General features: G+C 71.8%; 16 protein-coding genes. 2 read left to right on the plus strand and 14 right to left on the minus strand.

Annotated elements, in window-relative coordinates; translation table 11 throughout:
• Positions 1-44: 44 nt before the first annotated feature.
• The 9 genes from BLA60_RS35520 to BLA60_RS35560 all read right to left on the minus strand — a co-directional run bounded on the left by BLA60_RS35520 (position 45) and on the right by BLA60_RS35560 (position 13,351).
• Positions 45-2,201: an OmpL47-type beta-barrel domain-containing protein gene (locus BLA60_RS35520; RefSeq protein ID WP_075137455.1), complete on the minus strand. Its 2,157-nt coding sequence runs from the start codon at positions 2,199-2,201 to the stop codon at positions 45-47.
• Positions 2,202-2,271: 70 nt separating this feature from the next.
• Positions 2,272-6,186: a ThuA domain-containing protein gene (locus BLA60_RS35525; RefSeq protein ID WP_245812371.1), complete on the minus strand. Its 3,915-nt coding sequence runs from the start codon at positions 6,184-6,186 to the stop codon at positions 2,272-2,274.
• Between the two features lie 133 nt (positions 6,187-6,319).
• Positions 6,320-7,402, minus strand: coding sequence for a multicopper oxidase domain-containing protein (locus tag BLA60_RS35530; RefSeq protein ID WP_084735803.1), 1,083 nt, complete (start codon positions 7,400-7,402; stop codon positions 6,320-6,322).
• 522 nt (positions 7,403-7,924) lie between these two features.
• Complete coding sequence (locus BLA60_RS35535; protein ID WP_075137457.1) at positions 7,925-9,163, minus strand: cytochrome P450 family protein; 1,239 nt, start codon at positions 9,161-9,163, stop codon at positions 7,925-7,927.
• On the minus strand, positions 9,160-10,401 hold the full coding sequence (locus BLA60_RS35540) for a cytochrome P450 (RefSeq protein ID WP_075137458.1): 1,242 nt from the start codon (positions 10,399-10,401) through the stop codon (positions 9,160-9,162). Before BLA60_RS35540 ends, BLA60_RS35535 begins: the two co-directional genes overlap by 4 nt.
• The gene (locus BLA60_RS35545; protein ID WP_075137459.1) at positions 10,398-11,006 is read right to left on the minus strand and encodes a GTP-binding protein; all 609 of its coding nucleotides are present in this window, start codon (positions 11,004-11,006) and stop codon (positions 10,398-10,400) included. The genes BLA60_RS35540 and BLA60_RS35545 overlap by 4 nt, the downstream gene beginning before the upstream one ends.
• Entirely contained in the window at positions 10,987-11,373 is a 387-nt protein-coding gene (locus tag BLA60_RS35550; protein ID WP_075137460.1) for a DUF742 domain-containing protein, read from the minus strand. Before BLA60_RS35550 ends, BLA60_RS35545 begins: the two co-directional genes overlap by 20 nt.
• Before the next feature lie 5 nt (positions 11,374-11,378).
• On the minus strand, positions 11,379-11,780 hold the full coding sequence (locus BLA60_RS35555) for a roadblock/LC7 domain-containing protein (protein WP_075137461.1): 402 nt from the start codon (positions 11,778-11,780) through the stop codon (positions 11,379-11,381).
• Positions 11,777-13,351 (minus strand): ATP-binding protein, encoded by a 1,575-nt coding sequence (locus BLA60_RS35560; RefSeq protein WP_075137511.1) that lies wholly within the window; start codon positions 13,349-13,351, stop codon positions 11,777-11,779. The genes BLA60_RS35555 and BLA60_RS35560 overlap by 4 nt, the downstream gene beginning before the upstream one ends.
• Positions 13,352-13,509: 158 nt before the next feature.
• On the opposite strand from BLA60_RS35560, the gene BLA60_RS35565 reads away from it, so the two are divergent.
• Positions 13,510-15,510, plus strand: a complete 2,001-nt coding sequence (locus tag BLA60_RS35565; protein WP_154814826.1) for a hypothetical protein — start codon at positions 13,510-13,512, stop codon at positions 15,508-15,510.
• Positions 15,511-15,515: 5 nt separating this feature from the next.
• Here BLA60_RS35565 and BLA60_RS35570 read toward each other — a convergent pair whose 3' ends face one another.
• From BLA60_RS35570 to dhaK, 5 genes are read right to left on the minus strand one after another with little or no spacing between them, the layout of a single operon-like run.
• The gene (locus BLA60_RS35570) at positions 15,516-16,400 is read right to left on the minus strand and encodes a hypothetical protein (protein ID WP_245812373.1); all 885 of its coding nucleotides are present in this window, start codon (positions 16,398-16,400) and stop codon (positions 15,516-15,518) included.
• Positions 16,401-16,415: 15 nt separating this feature from the next.
• Complete coding sequence (locus tag BLA60_RS35575) at positions 16,416-18,353, minus strand: Xaa-Pro dipeptidyl-peptidase (protein ID WP_075137463.1); 1,938 nt, start codon at positions 18,351-18,353, stop codon at positions 16,416-16,418.
• A 36-nt stretch (positions 18,354-18,389) separates the two neighbouring features.
• Positions 18,390-19,061 (minus strand): dihydroxyacetone kinase phosphoryl donor subunit DhaM, encoded by a 672-nt coding sequence (gene dhaM, locus BLA60_RS35580; RefSeq protein ID WP_075137464.1) that lies wholly within the window; start codon positions 19,059-19,061, stop codon positions 18,390-18,392.
• Entirely contained in the window at positions 19,058-19,684 is a 627-nt protein-coding gene (dhaL, locus tag BLA60_RS35585) for a dihydroxyacetone kinase subunit DhaL (RefSeq protein ID WP_075137513.1), read from the minus strand. The genes dhaM and dhaL overlap by 4 nt, the downstream gene beginning before the upstream one ends.
• Positions 19,684-20,685, minus strand: a complete 1,002-nt coding sequence (dhaK, locus tag BLA60_RS35590) for a dihydroxyacetone kinase subunit DhaK (protein ID WP_075137465.1) — start codon at positions 20,683-20,685, stop codon at positions 19,684-19,686. The genes dhaL and dhaK overlap by 1 nt, the downstream gene beginning before the upstream one ends.
• 75 nt (positions 20,686-20,760) lie before the next feature.
• On the opposite strand from dhaK, the gene BLA60_RS35595 reads away from it, so the two are divergent.
• Positions 20,761-22,359, plus strand: a complete 1,599-nt coding sequence (locus BLA60_RS35595; protein WP_084735784.1) for a hypothetical protein — start codon at positions 20,761-20,763, stop codon at positions 22,357-22,359.

Genomic DNA, 22,359 nt, shown 5'->3' on the forward strand with positions numbered 1-22,359 from the left:
AAGGGGCCCCCGGCGTGTGCCGGGGGCCCCTTCGCTGACCGGGGTCAGACGGCGGCGCTGCTGATGCCGACGTCCGATCTGGTGGCGGCGCGGACGATGATGTCCCGCTGCGTCGAGGTCAACAGCCCCTCGGTCACCAACCCGTTGGTCACCTGTCGGACGTGCCGGACGAACGCGGTGTGCGTCGGGTAGTCGTCGTCCTGCGCGATCAGGTCGCTGATCGTGCAGCCGTCACCGGTGTCCTTGTTGGGCACGTAGGTGTTCTCCGAGCCGATCCACACCGTGTCGCGGGTGTCGGAGTCCGGGCACTGGTCGGTGCTGACCTCGATCACCCGGAACGAACCGGACTGCTCCACCGAGGTGTTGCCGGCGTTGTCGGTCGCCCGGTACCAGACCGTGTGCTCACCGGCCCCGACCTGCAACGGCGCGGTGTACTCGGCCCAGTCCCCGTCGTCCAGCTTGTACTCGACGAGCGCGACCCCGGAGTCGAGGTCGAGCGCGGTGAGCGTGACCGTCGCGTTGTCCAGGTAGTTCCAGCCAGAGTCCTGGTTGCCGGTCACCATGGCCGACACGCTCGGCGGCGTGACGTCCTGGTCGGGGTCGGCCACCACCGTGAACGACTCCGAGCCCTCCTCGGACACGTTGCCGGCCAGGTCACTCGCCCGGTAGGCGAAGGTGTGCTCGCCCGGCTCCCGGACCTGGACCGCCGCCGTGTAGACGGTCCACTCGCCACCGTCCAACGAGTACTCGATGGTGTCCACGCCGGACCCCTCGTCCTCGGCGGTGACGGTGACCACCGCACTGCCGAGGAAGTTGCCGTCGGGGTCCTGCTCACCGACGACCGTGGCGGACGCGGTCGGCGCGGTGGTGTCCTGCTCCACCACGGAGAACGACTCCGAGCCCTCCGGCGAGGTGTTGCCGGCGACGTCGGTCGCCCGGTAGGCCAGCACGTGGTCACCCGGCGCGTTCACCGTGACCGGAGCGCTGTAGGCGGTCCACTCGCCGCTGTCTAATTTGTACTCCACGGAGTCCACACCGGACCCCGCGTCGGTGGCCGAGACGGTCACCACGGCGGCGTCGACGTAGTTGCCGTCACCGTCCTGCTCACCGGTGACCTCGGCGGTCACCTCCGGCGGCGTGGTGTCCTCGCCACCGCCACCCTCGACGATCGAGAACGGCGTCGAGCCGGTCTCCGAGGCGTTGCCGGCGGCGTCGGTCGCCCGGTACTGCACCGCGTGGTCACCCACGGCGGTGACCTGGACCGGGGCGGTGTAGGGCTTGAAGCCGGTGTCGTCGATCTCGTACTCCACCAGCTCCACGCCGGAGCCGACGTCGGTGGCGGTCACGGTGATCGTGGCGGTGCCGAGGAATCTGCCCTCGGCGTCCCGCTCACCGGTGATCTCCGCGCCGACCTCCGGCGGCGTGGTGTCCTCCCCGCCGCCGTCCTCGACGACGGTGAACGACTCCATGCCCTCCGGCGAGGTGTTGCCGGCGTTGTCGGTCGCCCGGTAGTGCAGCATGTGGTCACCGACCGTGTTCACCGTGACCGGTGCGGTGTAAGCGGTCCACGCCCCACCGTCCAACTGGTACTCGACGGTGCCCACACCTGACCCGGCGTCGGTGGCCTCCAGGGTGGCCGTCGCCGAGCCGAGGTAGGCGCCATCGGCGTTCTGCTCGCCGGTGATCCGCGCGGTCACCGTCGGCGGGGTGGTGTCGTCCCCACCGGCGCTGACGATCAACTCGCCCTTCATCGTGCTGTGGCCGGGAACCGTGCAGTGGAACAGGTACTTGCCCGGGGTGAGGTTGACCGTCTGCTCCCACCGACCGCCGTTGGCGTCCAGCGGGTTGGCGGTGATGTTCACCGGGACGTCGTGGTTGTAACCCGGCGTCGACGTGTCGAAGGTCAACGTGTGGGTCATGAACGTGGTGTTGCCGGTCGCCTCACTGTTCTCGAACACGATCGTGGTCTCGCCCGGCGTCGCGGTGGTCGGCGCCGAGGCGTAGGCGTCGATGCGGTCGTCGGCCGTCCAGGTGAGCGTCTGCGCCGCGGCCGCCACCTGGGGGGCGTTCGGCGCCGGCTTGGCGGGCCGGGGCGCCGCCGCCTCCGGCAGCGCCGCCTCCGGGGACGCCGAGGCCGGCAGCGCGGTCAGCCCCAGCATTATCAGCGCCGCGGTGGTCGCGGCGGCAAGTGGTCGGAACATGTCAGGGTGCCTCCAAGTGGGCGGGGGAAGGCGGGCCGGCCGGCGCGCGGTGCACCGGCCGGCCCACGCGTCACAGCTCCCGCACCCGGATGTTGCGGAACTCGATCAGATCGTTGTTGCCGTGGTTCTGCAGGCCGATGAAGCCACTGAGGAACTGCCGCAGATCCGTCGGCGGGTCACCCGCGCGCGAGGACTCCTTGCCCGGGGTGTTGTCGAACTCGTTGATCACCACACCGTTGCGGGTCATCGTGTAGTGCTGACCCACGACCCGGACCTCGTACTCGTTCCAGACGCCCTTGTCCGTCGGGTTGGCGCCGTCGAGTGCCACCGGGTCGAAGTTGTAGACCGACCCGGTCTTCTGCGGCTCACCGGTGTCCCCGTCATAGATCTGGATCTCCTGTCCACAGTAGATCGCGACCCACGCCTGCGAGGTGCGTGCCGAACCGACGGTGCCACAGCTTCCCGGCGGGCGCTGTGCGAGCGGCGTCCTCGGGTCGGGGAACCGGGTGAAGATCCCGCTGTTGGCGCGGTTTCCTTCCGGCGATATGTCCCGGAACTGCGCCTTGACCGAGAAGTCACCGAACGGCTTACCCGCGTACCACAGCATGCCAAGGCCGCCGCTGGAGCGCAGCGAGCCGTCGGACTGGATCGAGAACGACCCGCCCGGCGCCTGCTGCCACGCGTGCAGCGACTCCGGCATCCCGTTGTACAGCGCGTCGTAGCCCTTCACGCCGGCCCGGCCGATGTTCGACTCCGCCGCGGCGGTGTCCAGCTTGGCCTTCTGGTTGGCGTTGAGGATTCCCAACTGCCGCAGCTGCTTGGTGACCGCCTTGACGTGGTTGACGAACTTGGTGTGACCCACCCAGGTGATCTCGTCGTCGATCAGGTCGTCGACCTTGCACCCGCCGCCGACGTTCTTGTTCGCCACGGTGGTGTTGACGTCCAGGAAGGTCACCGTGGTGTTCGGATCGGACACCACACAGCCGACGTTGACGTTGGTCCGCACGACCGCCGTCTCGCCGTCCGCGTAGGTCACGGTCAGCTTGGCGGTGTACGGGCCGACCCGCTTGTAGGTGTGCGTCGGGTTGGCCTCGGTGGAGGTGGTGCCGTCACCGAAGTCCCACGCCCAGGACACGCCGCCGGCCTTCTGGCCGTTGAAGCGGTGGGTCAGCGCCTTGTCCTGCACCGCCACCGACGAGGTGGTGGTCGCCGGGGTGGGGCCACCGCCGGTGTAGGTCACCCGGACCAGCTTCTGGTTCGGGTGCACGCTGAAGAACCCGCCGCCGTAGTCGAGCAGGTAGAGCGCGCCGTCGGGACCGAACTTGGCGTCCATCCAGCTCTGCAGGCGGTCGTCGCCGGCACCGTTGCGCACGATCGGCAGGATGGTCTCGGCGAACAGCGGGGGCTCCGCCGTCGGCACGCCCTCGGGGTCGACGGTCACCGCGACCCGGTTGCTGGCGTTGGACTGGTCACCGATGAACCACTTGTCGTCCCAGTACTCCGGCCAGGCGACACCGCTGTCGGTGTCCACGCGGTCGTAGTGGTAGGTCGGACCGGTCATGACCGCCTGCCCGCCGCCGGTCAGGTACGGCTGGGTGTAGGTGGCGTCGGCGGCGTTGTAGGTGGGGATGTTGGAGCCGGGCCGGTTCGGGAACACCGGGCCGCCACCGTCGGGCGAGTACCAGATCATGTTGTCCTTGATCGGGGGCAACGTCACCAGGCCGGTGTTGCGCGGCGAGGAGTTGATCGGGTTGTCGCAGTCGTACCAGCCGGTCAGCACGGTCGCGTCGTTGTTGCTGCGGTCGCGGTAGGGCTGGCGGTTACCCATGCAGTACGGCCAGCCGTGGTTGCCGGCCTCGGTGATGATGGTCGCCGTCTCGTACTTCGCCGGGCCAAGGTCCGGGTTCGGCGAGCCGGCGTCCGGGCCGACCCACGCGGCGGTGAGCCAGTCGGTCTCCGGGTCGACCTGCAGGCGCGAGATGTTGCGCACGCCCATCACGTAGATCTCCGGCCGGGTCTTGGCCGTGCCCTCGGGGAACAGGTTCCCCTCGGGGATGGTGTACGTGCCGTCCGTCTCCGGGTGGATGCGGATGATCTTGCCGTTGAGGTCGTTGGTGTTGCCGGAGGTGCGCCGCGCGTCCTGGAACGAGGTGCCCTTGTACTCGGCGGTCCAGTTGTTGCCGGAGTAGCCGCTGGAGCCCTGCGAGGAGTTGCTGTCACCCGAGCCGACGTAGAGGTTGCCGGCCTTGTCGAAGGACATGCCGCCACCGGCGTGGCAGCAGCTGTGGATCTGGGTGTCCCAGCTGATCAGGTCCTTGCGGGAGGACAGGTCCAGCGTCTGGGCGGCGTGGTCGTAGGTGAAGCGGGAGACCGTGCGCTTGCCGATCCGGTTGTCCCGGTCGATCGACTCGTGCGGCATCCAGTACACGTACAGCCAGCCGTTGTCCGCCCAGTTCGGGTCGGTCACCAGGCCGAGCAGGCCTTCCTCGTTCTTGACCAGCTCGTCGCCGCTGCCCCGGTTGCCCATGACCTCCAGGGTGGTCAGGAGCTTGACCTTCTTGGTCTCGGGGTCCCACTGGTGCAGCGTGCCGCAGCCCTTGCCGATGTCCGGGTTGGTCCAGTCGTTGGGGGTGGGGACGACGTTGCCGGCACAGGCGGCCTTGCCGACGTAGAACACCTTGCCGTCGGGGGCGATGGTCAGGCCGTGCGACTCACCGATCTGGTCGAGCTGACCGGCCTGGTTGGCCGTGGTCAGCCGCTCCATCTTGTAGTTGGCGGCGATCGTGGCCTTGCAGTCCGCGCGCACCATGCCGGTCGTCCACTTGAGGGCGCCGAGCAGGTGGGTGCGGAACGCCGACTCGCCGTAGCTGCCGTCGGTGTGGCCCATGCCGGTGTAGAACGACCGGCCGCCGTCGTAGTCACGGCACCAGGACACCGGGTGGAACGGGCCGTTCGCGCCCTGGCCGGGGTTGTAGTGCCGCTCCTCGACCTGGGCGACGGTGTGCACCGTGCCGACCGGGTTGGGCGCCCAGTTGATCCACTTGTCAGTGCGGGTCAGCGTCGGCGCGAGGCCGGCGTTGGCCGGGTGCTTGCGGTCGGTCAGGTTGACCACCGACTCCACCGGCTGCGGCTCGGGCGGGGGCGCCGACTCCGCGGTGTAGAGGCCCCAGTCGGCGAGCTGGGTCGCTGGCTCGCCGTCGTTGGCCGTGATGTTGAGCCGGTACTGCGGGTAGGCCGTGGTGTTCGGGATCTCGAACTCGCGGGCCTGGAAGCGCTCCGGGAAGTCCTGGTTGGTCTGGGTGTCCAGATCGGTCCAGTTCGTCCCGTCGGCGCTGCCCTGCAGGGTCCAGCTCTTGGGGTCGCGGCCCTCGAAGTCGTTGGCGGAGGTGAGCGAGTACTTGTTCACCACCTGGGCGGCGTCGAGGCGGTAGTTGATCCACGCCGTCCTCGCGAACGCCAGCCACTTGGTGTTGGACTTGTTGTCGGTGAGCTTGACCGCGGTCTCGTTCGGCGCGTTCTCCGCGCTGGCGGTCACCGCGGCCACCGGCAGCGGCGGGGTCAGCGCGCCGACCGGACGGGTGCCGACCAGGCCGGTGAACCACTCCGAGTCGGGCTGGAACTTGGCGGCGTCGGCGACACCGAGGTAGCCGTTGCCGGCCTTGATGTAGCTCTGCAACGCCGCTTCCTGGTCGGCGCTGAGCTTGAGTCCCTCGGCGGAGAGCATCACGACGCCCCGGTAGCGGGCGAGGTTGGCCGGGGTGAACGCGGCCGGGTCGGTGGTGACCGCCACGTTCATGCCGTTGCTCTGGCCGAGGCCCGCGATCGCGTCGGTCGCCCGGATCACGGGGTCCTTCTGGTCGGCGGCCGGTCCGTGGAAGACCAGCACGTTGACCGGTGCCGCGGTCTGCGCCGCGGCCTGGGGTGCCGTCGCGGTGACGACCGACGGCGCGACCAGTGTCCCGAAGGACATGGCCGCGCTGATCATCACCACCCCGGCGCTTCGCCAGGAACGGCGTCGGGACAAGCCTGTGGGAACTCTTCGTCCCATCCCTTGCTCCTTCTTCGGTGGTTGGGGCCGGTGCCTGAAACAGCTCTGTCCGATATAGCTCTGGATGTCCTCAGTGGCCGGAGTGCGCGCCGGGGGCCGGCGGCGTGGCGGGTGCCGGCGGCTGGACCGACGGGTCGACCGACGTGCTCTCCGTCGGGTCGCCGGTGGGGTTGACCAGGGTGGCGCCGTGGTTGTGGCCGTGGAAGCGGTCGATGGACTCCTGTGCTCCGGCCGGCATGCTGCCGTCGGCGTTGCGCACGAGGAAGATCCCGGACATCGGGTCGGAGTGGCTCTGGACGTGGCAGTGGTACATCCACGCGCCGGGGCCGACGGCCTCGCCGGCGAGGACCTGGAAACCGAACGACGATCCGGGGTCGAGGTTCTTGTTGTCGATGACCGGTGAGTGGTCGTTGTCGCCGCGCAGCATGCCGGTGCGGGTGTCCGCCCAGCGGTGGGCGTGCAGGTGGAAGGTGTGCGGCAGGTTGCCGTGCCCGATGCAGACGAACTCGACCCGTTCCCCGTGGCGGGCCTCGAGCATCGGCGTGTCCGGCGCGACCTTGTTGTTGATGGTCATCTCGTTGAACACGATGGTGTGCTGCCGGTCGGGCAGCAGGTCACCGGCCTTGCGGACGATCAGCCCGCCGTAGAGGCCCTTCGCGATGCCCACCGTGCCGTGGTCGGTGCCCAGCGCGTGGTCGTGGTAGTGCCAGTAGCCGGCGCTGCCTGGCATGTAGAAGCCGCTGCCGGTGCGGTACTGGGTCTGGGTACGCCAGACGTAGGTACGCGTCTCACCCGGTTGGTTGAACGAGTTGTTGAGCGGTGAGCCGTCGGAGTTGGTGTCGTAGTTGACGCCGTGCGGGTGGATGGACAGCCGCTCGGACGTGCTGTTGACCAGTTCGATCTCGAGGGTGTCGCCTTCGTAGATCTCCAGCAGTGGACCGGGGATCGTGGCCTGGCCGGGGGCCAGGCCGTAGCCGAACATGCCGCCGGGCAGCGCCTCGGCGTAGATCGTCACCCGCCGGGTGCGGCCGGCGGCGGCGGTGGCCGTCGAGCCGGCGGTGCTGGCGACCACGACCGGCGCGACGGCGGCCACGGCGGCGGCGCCGGCCAACATGGACCGGCGGGTGAGACGGGAGGGTGCGCGATTGTCCATCATGGATCTCCAGTTGGCGGGAATGCAGGCGAGCGGGGGTGATGGCCGGTCGGCCCCGGGAGGGCGCCAGGTCGGGGCCGGGTGGGGATTGCGCCGTGGCCGGGTGGGCTCACCATGCGCGCGGCTCGCACGGAGAACGAATGCGACCGTGCTCCTGCCGCGATGACATCGTCGTCATGCTTGCCACGCCCTTCAGCCCGCTTCTGATCAAACGAGTCGAACTTATGTCGTTCAGCGACAAAAGTTAAGGGCCAAATGGCTCAATGGGGTGACGGACCTCCCATGCCCCCGCCCCCTGACCCCTGCTGTTCCCGCTGTTCGTTCGACCCCTGATCGAATCAGTAACCGTGTGTTCGCGCGAGCCCGGCGATTCCGGCCGACGCGCCGGAGCCGGTCACGCTGGGTTGATCTCGTGCCCGGACAGACGAAAAACGTCCGGCCAGGACCATGACGGCCCCGGACCGGACGTTGGTTCTCAAACTCCACTGTGGACTCGTGAGAAGTCTACAGTGGAGCGACGAGTCAGGCGAGGTGAACCGGGAGCACCGCCGCGGAGTTGGAGAAGAACGACGGGACCGGCGGCAGCGTCGCCGCCTCCGTTGCCAACCGGACGTTCGGGTACCGCTCGAACAGCGCGGGCAGCGCGACCTGCGCCTCCAACCGCGCCAGGTGCGCCCCCAGACAGATGTGCGGGCCGCCGCCGAAGGCCAGGTGCCTGGCCGAGGGACGGGTGATGTCGAAGGTGTCCGCGCCGGCACCGTGGTGGGCCTGGTCGCGGCCGACCCCGCTGTAGGGCGCCAGGATCGCCTCGCCCTTGGGGATCCGCACCCCCGCGATCTCGATGTCCTCGAACGGGTACCGGGCGGGGAAGTTGCCGATCGGCGCGTCCCAGCGCAACGTCTCCTCGACCACCCGCGCCCACACCTCCTCGCCGCCGCCACGCGCCAGCTCCAGCTGGTCGGGGTGGGTCAGCAGCGCCCGGACACCGTTGACCACCAGGCTCAACGTCGTCTCGTGACCGGCGGTCAGCAGCAGCCAGATCGTGTCGATCAGCTCCTCGGTGGTCAGCGCCTCGTGATCCTGGTCGCCGACCTCGATCAACGCGCTGGTCAGGTCCTCCCCCGGCTCCGCGCGCCGCAGGTCGACCAGGCGGTTGAGCAGCTCGTGGCGGTCCCGCTGGGTCGCCACCACCTCCTCGGCGGTGGTGTTGGTGCGGAAGATGCTGTCCACCAGCTCCCGCAGCCGGGGCCGCCAGTCGACCGGCACCCCGGTCAGCTCGCAGATCATCGACATCGGCACCGGGTAGGCGAAGTGCTGACGCAGGTCGACCACGCCGTCGGCGTCGGCGTTGGCCGGCAACGCGTCCAGCAGCTCGCGCACGATCTCGGTCAGCCGGGGACGCAGCCGCTCCACCCGGCCCCGGGTGAACGTCCTGGTCACCGGGCGGCGCAACCGCTGGTGGGACTCGCCATCACTGGTGACCATGTTGGTCACCTTGATCATGCCGACCAGCGGCCACTCGTCGGTGACCTCACCGGAGATGATCGCGTTCCAGTTGCGCCAGTTCTTCGACACGCGGGGGTCGGTCACCAGGTCGGCCAGCAGCGCGTGGTCGGTCACCGCCCACACCCCGACGTCACCGGGCAGCACCACCCGGACCACCGGGCCCAGCTCCCGCATTCTCGCCGCCTCACCGTGGTGGTCGGTGCCCATGGGGTCGAGGTGGATGACGGGAACCCGCGCGGTGACCTGGTCGGTCATCTGGAACTGCCTCCTGGTTTGGTGAACGTGACGGGAAGGCTTGCCGGGCAACGCGTCCACGGCGAGGGCAGCAGCGTCACCGCGTCAGCCGGTATCGACAACGTCACATCATGTAGTCGGTGCAGGGCCGTGTCGACCGCTATCCGTGTGATCATTCGGCCCGCGCGTTGGGCGGGACACGAGTGCGGACCGGCACTCCACGCCAGGTGCGACCGGTTGCCGATCTCCAGCCACGGGTCGTCGGTGTGCACCCTCGGGTCGGCGTTCGCGGCGGCCAGGCCGAGGATCAGCGCGTCGCCGCGCCGGATCGGCAGCCCGCCCAGCTCACAGTCGACCAACGCGTAGCGGGCCGGCATGTTCGCCATCGGCGGGTCCCGCCAGAGCACCTCGTCCAGCGCGTCGTCCAGCCCCAGCCGCCCGCCGCGCAACCGCCCGGCGAACCGGGGGTCGGCCAGCATCAGCCGCAGCGTCTGCGCGATCCACGACGTCGTGGTCTCGTAGCCGGCGGAGATCATCAGCACCATCGACTGCTGGATCTCGAAGTCGTCGCGCAGGCTGGGGTGGTTGAGGAACGCCGTGGTCAGGTCGTCGGCCGGGGTCTGGCGGCGGGCACGCATGACCCCGGTGAGGATCCGTTCCAGCTCCTGGGCCGCCGGCGCGGAGTCCTCCGCCGAGGAGAACAGCGCGATCAGCGCCGCGCGCAACTGGTGGCCCTGCGCGGTCGGCAGCCCGAACAGACCGGCGACGGTCAGCATCGGCACCACGGCCGCGTAGTCGGCGACCAGGTCCGCCTCGCCCTGCCCGGCGAACCCGTTGACCAGGTCGACACAGGTGCGCCGGATGAACCGGCTCATCCGGTGCTCGTCGAGCCCGGCCAGGCCCTCGTCGAGCGGGCCGCGCAGCCGGCGGTGCTTGTCGCCGTCGGCGAAGTAGGCGTTGTCCCTGGGGAACATCATCGGGCCAAGACCCGAGTCCGGCGGCACCCTGCCGTCGCGGAACAGACCCCAGTTGTTGGGGTCGCGGGAGAACAGCTGCTCGTTGCGGACCACCTGGCACAGCTCGTGGTGGCCCAGGACGAGCCAGGCGTTGATGCCCGGCTCAAGCTGGACGGGCGCGACCTCGCCCCAGCGTTCGCGCAGCGCGCCGTAGGCGGCCTGCGGGTCGGCGACGTTGGTCGTGGTGATCAGCGGGGTCAGTTCGGTGTGCTCGGCGAGCAGGTGCCGGCGGGTGGTGGTCATACGGATGCCTTGGCGGGAAGGGGAAAACGGATGGCGTGGTCGACGAGCGTGCTCAGCGCCGCGGCGCAGGACTCACGGGACCGGGCGTCACAGGTCACGATCGGGGTGTCCGGTAACAGGTCCAGCGCCTCGCGCAGTTGGCCGGTGGCGTAGCGGGGGGCGCCCGGGAACTCGTTGATGGCCACCGCGAACGGCATGCCCGTGCGCAGCTCCAACTGGTCGAACACCTCGAAGCTGTCCTCCAGCCGGCGCGAGTCGACCAGCACGAGGGCGCCGACCGCGCCGTCGGCCAGGCCCTCCCACAGGTCCCAGAAGCGGCGCTGGCCCGGCGTGCCGAACAGGTAGAGCACCACTTCCTCGCTGACGGTGATCCGGCCGAAGTCCATCGCGACCGTGGTGGTCGACTTGGCGTCCAGACCGGCCAGCGAGTCGACGCCGACGCTGGCGACGGTCATCGTCTCCTCGGTGCGCAGCGGCGGGATCTCGCTGACCGACCCGATCAGCGTCGTCTTGCCGACGCCGAACGCGCCGACCACCAGGATCTTCACCGACTGGGCGACCGTGGCCGGCACGTACGGGGTTGGTTCAGAGCTTGCGGAGACCATTGAGCACTTTCTCCAGGAGGTCGCGGTCGGGCAGCGCGTGGCGCGGCGGGCCGGAGCGGATCGACAGGTGGCCGGAGTCGACGAGGTCCGACGCGATCACCACCACCAGGCTGACCGGCAGCTTCAGGTACGCGGCCGCCTCGGCCAGCGACAGCACCCCCCGGCACAGCGCCAGCAGCTCCCGCGTCCGCCGGCTGGCCGACACCGGCACCGGCACCTCCGGGTCGACGCGCAGCAGGGTCTCGGGCCGGATGGTGTTGCGGGAGGGGCGGGCACGGCCCGAGGTGATGACGTAGGACCGGACGGGATGGTCGGCGAAGTGGTCGGCGTGGTCGGCGACGTGGTCGTGGAAGTCGGGGTCCGCCATCGCGGTCAGCGGGCGCGCGAGGGCGTGCTGAGGGTCCGTTCACCGATGGTGAGCACCTGCGCCTGCATCTGCTGGGCGATCAGGGCCGGGTCGATCACCTGCTCGGTGACCACCGCCAGCCGTGACCCGTCACCGGCGCCGCGCACGAACAGGAAACCACCGTCGAACTCGACCATGACCTGCCGGGGGCCGGTGCCGCTGCCGAACTCCTTGCTCACGCCCTGGCCCAGCGAGCTGAGGCCGGCGCAGGCGGCGGCGAGCTTGTCGGCGACGTCGACGGGCGTGTGCCCGGTGCGGACCTTGAGCAGGCCGTCGGAGGTGAGCACGACCGCGTGCCGGACACCGCGCACCGTACTGATCAACTCCAGCATCCAGCTGTTGTCGTCGGGGGTGGTGAAGGACGTCATCGGTTCTCCGTGTCCTGTGTGGCGTCATGGGTGATGTCGCGAATGAGGTCGTGGGTCATGTCGGTCGTGGTCGCGCCGAGGAAGGCGCCCATCCACTGGCCGGCCGCCTCGGCCGACTGGGGTGGCTCGGGTTGTTCACCTGGCCAGTCGACGGTGCCGGCCAGTGCCTCGGTGCGCCGGGAGCGGCGGCGGGGCAGCGCCGGCAGGTCCCCGGCGTAGGGCTCCGGCTCGGGTTCCGGGTCCGGTCGCGGGTCGCGGGCGGGTGCGGGGTCGGAACGTGGCCGGGGGCTCGGCGGCTCGGGAGCGGTCGACTCGCCGGAGGAGAGCACCGGGGTCGCGAACTCGACCAGGTCGACGCCGGGCGGCGCGTCGAGCGGGTCGAGGGTGCCGGAGGTGATCGGTTCGCGGGTGGGCAGCGGGTCGGGGCGCCGGGTGAGGGCGTGGGTGAGCACGCCGGACAGGGCCACCGGTTCGGTCATCTCGGTGGGCACCAGCACGATGGCGCGCAGGCCGCCGTAGACCGACTCGGTGATGTCGACCCGGAAGCCGTGCCGGCGTACGTAGGCGCCGACGACCGGCAGGCCGGTCTGCGGGATCTCGCCGAGGTCGGCCAGGCCGACGGGCCGTCGGCCGGAGGCGATGTCGCGGACGCGTTCGAGGCGGACGTCGTCGAGGCCGACGCCGCCGTCGTCGATCTCGATGACCGCGCCGCGCTGCACGTGCCGCAGCGACACCAGGACCTGGGTGGTCGGCGGGGAGGACTGGGCGGCGTTGGCGAGCAGTTCGGCGAGCACGTGGATCAGCGGCTCGACCACGCGCGCGGAGACCGCGACGCCGGGGTCGCCGGAGACCTCGACGCGCTGGTAGGCGGTGATCCGGCCGGCGGCGCCGCGCACGACGTCGCTCAGCGGCAGCGCCTGGTGCCACTGCTGGCCTGGCCACTCCCCGCACAGCGCGGCCAGGCTCTGGGCGTTGCGGGCCTGCTGGGCGGCGGCGTGGTCGAGGCGCATGCTGGTGTGCAGGACGTCGGCGTCGGCGGGATGGCGGTGCACCATCCGCGCGGCCTCCTCCTGGATGCGGTGCGCGGAGGACTGGACCTTGCGGCCGAGGGTGACCACGGCGGCCTGCACGGCGTCGTGGCGGGCGTGGCGGTCGTCACGGACGCGGGCGAGTTGGGCACCGGCCCGGGTGATCACCGCGGCGGTGACCTCGTCGCCGGCGGGGTCGGGCATCGGCGGGACGGCACCGCCGGTGGTCAGTGCCGGCAGTTGGGCCTCGACGAGGTTCTCCAGGGTCAGCCGGCGGGTTTCGCAGATCCGCTCCAGGTCACGGATCCGGTCGTCGAGCCGGTTGAGCTCGGCGTCGTGGTCGCGGGCGGTGTTGGCCGAGGTGAGCGCGCCGGCGACCACCACGCCGACGGCGACCACGCCGGCCGCGACCCACCACAGCGTGCCGTCGAGGCCGTCGCCGAACAGCAACGGTGAGACGAGCACGTAGGCGGCGACGCCGACGACGCTGATCAGCAGGCCGGCCCGTCGTGGCAGGGCCGGGGCGGGCGTGGGAGATGCCATGATCACCAGATGTCCGGATCGCAGGAGCGGGTACGTATCAGCTGCTCGACTGAGATCTCACGGTCCGTGCTTCCCCGAAAGCAGCGAGACACGAGATTATCCCAGGAGTCAAGGCCGCCGGAACGGGCGTCCGACTAACTGTCCACAGTGGACAGGCGATGACCGGAGCGGCAGGTGGCACGTGGCGGATCACCGCGCGGAACTGGTTTCCTGGTGTCCACCGGACATCGGTCGACGAGGGCGGGACGGGCATGGACGTGACGATCGGCGATCGGGTGAGCGGGCGCACCGCCGTGCTGGTGGGCAGATCCGAGGAGCTGACGCTGTTCACGCGGCTGCTGCGCGGTGAGCTGGACCGCAACGTGCTGCTGCTGCACGGACCCGGTGGCATCGGCAAGACCCAGCTGCTGCGTGCCTGGTCAGCGGCGGCCACCGCCGCCGGCCGGCCCACCCGCTGGATCGACGCCCGCTCCATCGAACCACGACCGGAGGCCATCGCCGCCGCCCTGGTCGACATCGCCCCGGCGACCGTGGTGTTCCTCGACGGCTTCGAACGCATCGCCGCCGGCGCCCGCGAACTGCGCGACGACGTCGTCCCCCGGCTGCCCGGCGACGCCCTGGTGGTCATCGCCGGACGCGACCGGCCCGACGCCGGCTGGTTCGCCGGCGGCTGGGCCCACGTGTCCTTCGCCATGGAACTGGCCGCGCTGGAGACCGGCACGGCGGTCGAGCTGCTCGGCGCGCACGGCGTGCCGCCCGCCCCGGCGCGCGAGATCACCCGCTGGGCGGCAGGCTCACCGCTGGCCCTCGTCCTGGCCGCCGGCGCCTGGCAGCGGCACGGCCACATCACCCCCGAACCCAGACTGGTCGCCACCCTGGTGCGGCTGACCACCGCCGTGCGCTGGGGCACCACGCACTTCGACGCCCTCGCCACCTGCGCCATCGCCCGGCGCACCACGCTGGACCTGCTGGCCGACACCCTCGAACCGAAGGCCGACGCCGCCGCCGCGCACGCGTGGCTGGCCGGGCTGCCCTTCGTCGACCAGGTCGGCGACGCGGTCACCCTGCACGACGCCGTGCGCGAGCCGATGCGCGAACACCTGCTGGGCGCCCGGCCCGCGCGGGAACGGGAGCTGCGCCGGCGGGTCACCGACCACCTGTACCGGCTGGGGACCCTCGGCGACCGCTCGGTGCTCACCGACCTCGCGCACCTGCTGCGCAACCCCGTGCTGCGCTGGACCTACTGCTGGGACGGCAGCTCGCGCTACCACGCCGACCGGCTGCGCGCCGGGGACACCGAGGTACTCGGCGAGGGCCTGATCGCCCGCGGCTACCCGCAGTGGTGGGCGGCCAGCGAGCCCTACCACCGGCTCGCGCCGCGCAACGTCGTCGTCGCCCGCAACGACACCGGCACCCCCGTCGGCTACGCGGTGTGGATCACACCGGGGTCGGCGCCGCTCGAGGTGCTGGCCGGCGACGAGTTCGGCCGCGACTGCCTGAGCTTCGCCGACCGGGTGTGCGCGTCGACCGACGTGGTGATCTGGCGCGACAGCATCGACCTGTCCGACGAGGAGGGCCTGGCGCTGGCGATGCTCAACATCGCGGTGGCGCTGCGCGCGGACGTGGCCAACCCCCGGCACGCGATCGTCCCGCTGTTCCAGCACAACCAGCGGCTGCACCAGTTCTGCCTGGCCGCCGGCGGGAAGGTGGTGCCGGAGCTGGACCGCACGGTCGACGGCCGGCCGCTGTGCGCGTACTGGATCGACTACGGCGCCGGCGGACTGCGCTCCCACCAACGCGACCAGGTCTACCGCGAGCTCGGTCTGCCGCCGGCGCTCAACATCGAGGACGTGCGCGCCGCGCTGGAGTCGTTCTCGGTGGCGGTGTCGCTGGCCGAACACCCGCTGGCGGTGGGCATCGGTGTCGAGCAGCGGGCGGAGTCGGTCCGCGAGACGCTGCGCGCGGGCATCGCCGGCGCGTTCGGCCAGAGCCCGAAGGAGGAGGAGCTGCGCCGGGTGCTGTGGCTGCGCTACGTGGAGGCCGGCTCGACCTCCGGCGCGACGGCCCGCGCGCTGTCGATGAGCAAGGCGACCTATTTCCGGCGGCTCAACGAGGGCCTGCGCCGGCTCACCGAGCACCTGGTGGCCCAGTCCAGCTGAGGCGCTCAGCCCACGACGTAGGGCCTCAGCAGGGCGATCAGCTCGGGGTCGCCTCGGCCGTTGTGCTCCTCGGAGGCGATCCGCCTGGCCACGCCGGCCAGGAAGTCGGCGACCTGGACCCTGGCGTCGTCGCGGGAGTCGACCAGCCGCAGCCCGGCGAGCCGTCCGGCGCACAGGCGCTTGAGCTGGGCGATGCGGGTCTCGGTGAACGAGAGCTGTTCGTCGTGCACGATCTCGACCGGTTCGCCGCCGCTCCAGTGCGTCACCGTGCGGACGATCGACGAGACCATCGGGTCCACAGTGGACACTACGGTCGGGTCGACCGCGATGCTCGTCCGGTAGTTCTCGATCCGTTGCCGCCCACCGGACATCTCGGCGAGGATCGACCGCACCTGGTCGTCCACACGGAACCGCAGCAGGTAGTCCAGGTCCTGGAAGAACGAGTCGATGGTCACCTGGTCGCCGCGCCGGGTGCGCACCCGGACCACACTGTTGAACGACTCCAGGAACGCCGCCCACCGCTGCTGGCCGAACGCCGCCGGGCCACCCGTGTTGAGAACCGCCGCCCGGGAGTCGTCGCCGGTGAGCAGGCCGACCATCCGCGACACCAGGAACAGCGTCTTGTCCACCAGCACCACGAACGCCTCGCCGTGCATCGGCCCGGACTCGCCAAGCAGCCACACCAGCGCGCCCCGGTGCTTGTCACGCAGCAGGTGGTTGGCCTTGTACTCCTGGGCCGGTGAACGGATCCGGTCGCGGACCCGCGCCACGCAGTCGGTCGCGGCGGCCAGGCTCAGCCCGACGCTGGCGTGGGCGAACACGTCGGTCACCCCGCCGACCAGCTTCTCGCCCTCCGAGCCGGACTCGTCACAGGCGATCTCCACGACCACCAGCCCCACGGTAGCTCAGGGATGGTCGCGCCACCGCACGTCGGCCGGGTCCCCGGCGGTCTCCGGCGCCGCCACCCGAGGCGCGACCGCCGTCTCGGGCAGTACCGTCCCGGGGAGTGCCGCCCCCCGGTGGCCCAGCACGACCGGCAGGGCCAGCCGGCTGCGGGCCAGGTCGACGTCGACCGTGGCGCCGGTGTTCGTCGGCAGGGTGAAGTCCGGGTCGCTCAAGGTGATCACCAGGCCGAGGACCCGGCCCTTCGGCAGGACGGCGTCGTGCGGGTTGAGGTCCCAGGTGACCGTGTGCCACCGGCCGGGGCGCAGCGGCGTCGGCCGGGTCAGCGAGTCGCGGTGCGCGGCGTCCACCCAGCCCCGGGTCAGCACGCCGTAACCCGAGGTCAGCAGGTTCTTGGCGGTGTCGAGGTAGCAGGCGTGGTCGGTCGCGCTGGCCTGGCCCCAGCAGGAGCGGGTGTCCAGGTTGCGGATGCCGACGCCGTGGGTGAACGCGTGGATGCGGGTGGCGTCGCCGTAGTCGACCAGCCGCGCCGACAGCTCGGTGTTCGGCCGGTTCGCCCTGATCCGCAGCGAAACCGTTGCCGCGCCGCTGATCCGCAGGTCACGGGCGAGCGGGGCGGTGAGGAACACCAGCCGTCCTGGCACCGGGGCGTTCGGTTCGGCGACGGCCGGGTGCTCGCCGAGGCCGGGGTCGTCGGTGAGGCTGACGGTGCCCCGGCCGGGCAGCAGCCCGAGGGTGCCGGCGCCGCCGGTCCCCCCGCGCAGGGACACCGGCAGTCCGACGGTGCCGCGCGCCGGCCAGGCCGGCTCGTCGACCCAGGTGTCGGGGCTGCGTTCGATGGACACCGGCTGTTCGCGCTGGACACCGTTGGGCAGGTCCTGGAGCCAGTGGTCGAACCAGCGGTGCAGGGTGTCGACCCATTCGGCGCGGCGGTAGTCGAACGGGTCGACGTGGCCGGGCTGGGCGAGCCAGAGCTTGCGCGGCACCCGGTGGCGGCCCAGCGCCTCCCACCAGGGCAGCAGGTGCTTGGTCTCGACGTTGACGTCGTTGAGGCCGTGCACCAGGAACACGCTTGCCCGGACCTTGCTCGCGTCGGGCTGGTAGTTGCGCTGGTGCCAGAAGGAGTTGTAGTCGCCGGTGTCGTCGGCCGCGCCGGCCGCCAGCGCGTCCCGCACCGCCTGGCAGGCCGCCGGCGGCCGACCGTCGACGTGGCTCGACAGCCAGGACGGGCCGAACTCGGTGGTGTAGAGCGCGCCGTTGTCGCGGAAGTAGTCGTACCAGCTGGTGATGCCGGCGATCGGCACGATCGTCTCCAGGCCCTCGACCCCGGTGGCGGCGACCCCGTTGGCGACCGTGCCGTCCCAGGACTTGCCGATCAGGCCGACCTTGCCGGTGGTCCAGGTGGCGCGCACCCGGTTGCCGTCGGCGTCGGTGGCGCTGGCCCGGCCGTTGAGCCAGTCGATGACGGCCTTGGTGCCCAGGATCTCGCCCGGCCCGCCGACGTCGGCGCAGCCGGTGGAGCGCCCGGTGCCGGCGAGGTCGACGGCGGCGTAGGCGTAGCCGCGCGGAACGAAGTAGTTGTCGTAGAACAGCGGGAACCGGGTGGCCGTGCCGTCGGCGTCGTACTCCTTGTACTCCGGCTCGTTGCCCCGCCCGCAGCACAGGTAGTACGGCGACGGGTCCATGATCACCGGGACCCGGCCGTCGACCCCCCGTGGTCGGATGATGTCGACGGCGATCGTGTCGCGTTCGCCGTCGCCGTCGTCGTCGCGGGAGGTGCGCACCCAGACGCTCTCCCGGATGGCGTCGGCGTAGTCGTAGGCCGGGACCGTGCGGGTCCCCTGGATGTGCGCCGGCTGGTCGGGCCGCGCCGCCGAGGCGGGCGCGGGAACCAGCAGACCGGACAGGCAGACGAGGATCCCGAGCGCGACGCGAACCATGCGACTGAATTTACGTCGGCGGGCGTCCACATGGAATCAGTCGTCGAATCCCCGACCAGCGAGGTCGGCCACCCGGCGTAGCGCTTCGTCCGCTTGGGGGCCGGTGGCTGACAGCTCAATGGCGTCACCGCCCCTGGCGCCCAGCGCCATCAGCGCGAGGACACTGGTGGCGTCGGCGGCCCGGTCACCGAACCGCACGGTCACCGTCGCGTCCACTTCGGACACAGCGCGGGCGAGCAGCGCCGCCGGCCGGGCGTGCAGTCCCACCTCGTTGGTCAGCTCGACCCGCAGGGTCTGCGCCTGCGCCGCCTCCGCCACCGTGGACGGTGCGGCGGTCGCCGCGTCCCGCGCGGCCGCGACCACCGAGGCCAGGTCGGCCCCGCCCTCGGCCGCGACGGCGGCGGCCACCGCCCCCTCCACCAGCGGCGCGTCCACCACGACGGCCGTCGCCGGGTCGTCCAGCGCCTCCACGGCCAGTTCGGCGACCATCCGGGCGCTGCCCAGGTCGTAGAGCAGCACCACCCCGGCCCCGCCCCGCGCGGTCTCCACCGCCCGGGTGACCGCGTCGAAGTCCGTGCCGATCCCCCCGTCCGCCCCACCGGCCGGGGCGACGGTGACCCGTGGCGCCATCTGCCCGGCCACCTCGGCGACCCCCTCGGCCAGCCGAGCGCTGTGCGAGATGACGACCAGCCCCACCCTGGCGGTCATCGGCCGGCTGCCGTCGCGGCGAGCGAGGCGAGCAGCAGGGCGGTGGAGCGGGCGCCGGGGTCCAGGTGCCCGGCGCTGCGTTCGCCCAGGTAGGAGGCCCGGCCCTTGCGGGCCACGAGCGGCACGGTCGACTCCGCGCCCGCGTCGGCGGCCCGAGCGGCGGCCGCGAGGACCTCGGCCAGCGACCCGTCGACGGCCGTGGCCGCCGCCACCGCCGGGGTGAGCGCGTCGACCATGGTCTTGTCCCCCGGCTCGGCCTTGCCCCGGGCGACCACGCCGCCCAGCGCGGCCTCCAGCGCGGCGACGGCCTCGGCCGGGCCGATCTCGGCGGCGTCCCCGACGGCGGTCGACGCGCGCAGCAGCGCCGTCCCGTACAACGGCCCGGCGGCCCCGCCGACCTTGGAGATCAGCGTCGTGGCCGCCAGCTTGAGCACAGCGCCGGGGGTCGGCGGGGTGGCCGCGTCCAGGGCGGTGACGATCGCGTCGAAGCCGCGCCGCAGGTTCTCGCCGTGGTCGCCGTCGCCGATGGCCCGGTCGAGTTCGACCAGTTCGTCGCGGTGCTCGCGGACGACGACGGCGGCCGAGCGCAGCGCGGCGGCGAGGTCCTCGGCGGTGCAGCCCATCAGCAGCCCCACCGCAGGGCGGCGGTGCGCACCGGGGCGTCCCACAGGTCGCGCAGTTCGTCGTCGAGTTTGAGCAGCGTCAGGCTCATGCCCTGCATCTCCAGGCTCGTCACGAACGGGCCCACCAGCCGCCGCTCGACGACGATGCCACGCTCGGCCAGCAGCCGCTCGGCGATCCCGTGCGCCAGGTACAGCTCCAGCAGCGGCGTCGCGCCCATCGAGTTGGTGAACAGCAGCACCCGGTCGCCCTCGGTGAAGGGCAGGTCCTCCAGGATCGGGGTGAGCAGCCGCGCGACGACCCCCTCGGCGTTCTCCACCGGCATCCGCGCCCGCCCGGGTTCGCCGTGGATGCCGATGCCGACCTCCATCTCGTCGTCGGCCAGCTCGAAACTGGGTGTGCCGACGTGCGGCACGGTCGGCGCGCCGAGCGCGAGCCCCATCGACCGCACGTTGGCGACCACCCGCCGGGCGATGGCCAGACAGCCGTCCAGGTCCTCGCCCCGGTCGGCGGCGGCGCCGACGATCTTCTCCAGCGGGACCGTGCCGCCAACGCCGCGCCGTCCGGCCGTGAACAGCGAGTCCTTGACCGCCACGTCGTCGTCGATGACGATCGACTCGACCCGGGTGCCCTCGGCCGCCGCGAGTTCGGCGGCGGTCTCGAAGTTCAGCACGTCGCCGGTGTAGTTCTTCACGATCAGCAGCGCGCCGGCGCCGCCGTCGGTGCGCTGGACGGCGAGCTGCACCTGGTCGGGGGTCGGTGAGGTGAACACCGCGCCCGGGCAGGCGGCGTCGAGCATCCCGGGGCCGACGAGCCCGCCGTGCATGGGTTCGTGGCCCGAGCCGCCGCCGGAGATCACCGCGACCTTGCCGGCGACCGGGGCGTCCACCCGCACCACGACGGCCGGCTCGTCCACGACCTCCAGGAGGTCCGCGTGCGCCAGCCCCAACCCGCGCAACGACTCGGCCACCACGGCCGACGGGTCATTGATGATCTTCTTCACTGCCAGCACCGTCCAGACCTGGGAGACACCGTTGTCCGACAGACTGCAATGTACCGTCGTATAGCATCCGGCAGCATGGTCGCGGAGCCGGACCCGGGCGGTGACACCCGGACGTTCCGGGCGGACCACGTGGTGGCGCTGCTGTGTCACAACCAGACGTCGGTCAACCGGTTGTTGGAGGCCCAGGACCTGTTCCGGGGCGATTTCCGGGTGCGGTTCGTGGTGGTGCTCGGCGAGGCGTCGCGGTTCGGGTCGGGGGTGCCCCGGCTGCTGCGGGAGGCCGGCGTTGACCGGGTGGTGCCGTGGCACGCGCTGGCGAAGGAGCGCTACGACCTGGCGCTGACCGCGAGCGAGAACGTCGACTTCGCGACGATCACCGGGCCGGTCGCGCTGCTGCCACACGGGTTGGGGTTCAACAAGACCGTGCCGGGTGGACTGGCCGGGCTGCCGGACGCGTCGGCGCTGCGCACCGGAAGAGTCCACATCGTACTGTCGCATCCGGACCAGGAGGCGCAGCTGCGGGCGACCTGCCCGGAGGCCGCCGGCGCCACCCTGGTCACCGGCGACCCGACGTTCGACCGGCTGGTCGCCAGCCTGCCGCTGCGCGCGCACTACCGCCGGCTGCTGGACACGACCGGCCGCCGCCTGGTGGTTCTCGCCTCCACCTGGGGTGGCGAGTCGGCGCTGGGCCGCCGCCCCGACCTGCCCCGGCGGCTGCTGGCCGGGCTGCCGGCCGACACCTACCGGGTGGCCCTCGTCGCGCACCCGAACATCTGGGCCGAGCACGACGCCCGCCAGCTGGCCGTCTACTACGCCGACGAGCTCGACGCGGGCCTGCTGCTGCTCCCGCCGCAGGCCGGGTGGCACGCCGCGCTGGTCGCCGCCGACCACGTGATCACCGACCACGGCTCGCTGGCCCTCTACGCCGCCGGCCTGGGCCGTCCCCTGCTGCTGACCGGCGCCGCCGACGAGACGGTCCCCGGCTCGCCGGTCGACGACCTGCGCCACGCCGCCCCCCGGCTGGACCCGAGCGGTGACCTGGTGGCCCAGTTGTCGGCCGCCGACCCGTCGGAGACCCGCGCGGTGGCCGATCGGGTGTTCGCCCACCGGGGGGAGGCCACCGAGCGCCTCCAGGACGTCCTGTACCGCCTGTTGGGCCTGGATCCCCCGGACGGTGGACCGGCCCTGCGCCGCGCCCCCGACCCGACTCCGCTGGGTCACCACCGGGTAAGCGCATTCCGCGTCCGCGTCACGAGCCGGTCGCCCGGCGTCCTGGCCGTGGACCGCCGGCCCGCCGCCGTCCACCCGCCCAGCGACGACCGTCACCTGGCGGTGGAGGAGACCGAGTCCAACCTCCGCCTGACGGAGAAGGCGTCGGTGATCTACCGCGACCTCCCGGCCGACCCGGCGACCGCCGACACCTGGGCCGCCTCGATGCTCGACGCGTTCCCGTTCGCCACCCTCACCGCCACCGACGCCGGCCGGGGCCGCTGCCTGGCCGTGGCCCGCGACGGCACCCGGATCGTGCTGACCTCGTCGGCCCCGCACCCGGAGGTCCCGGTGCTGGCGTCGGTGGCCCACCACTGCCTGCTCGCCCCCGGCCCGAGCGCCCTGACCGTCGACACGGGTCACAGTCGGGCACCGATCCGCCTGGAGATCACCCGACCGGGGTAG

This window comes from Actinophytocola xinjiangensis, assembly GCF_001921215.1.
Lineage (GTDB): Bacteria > Actinomycetota > Actinomycetes > Mycobacteriales > Pseudonocardiaceae > Actinophytocola > Actinophytocola xinjiangensis.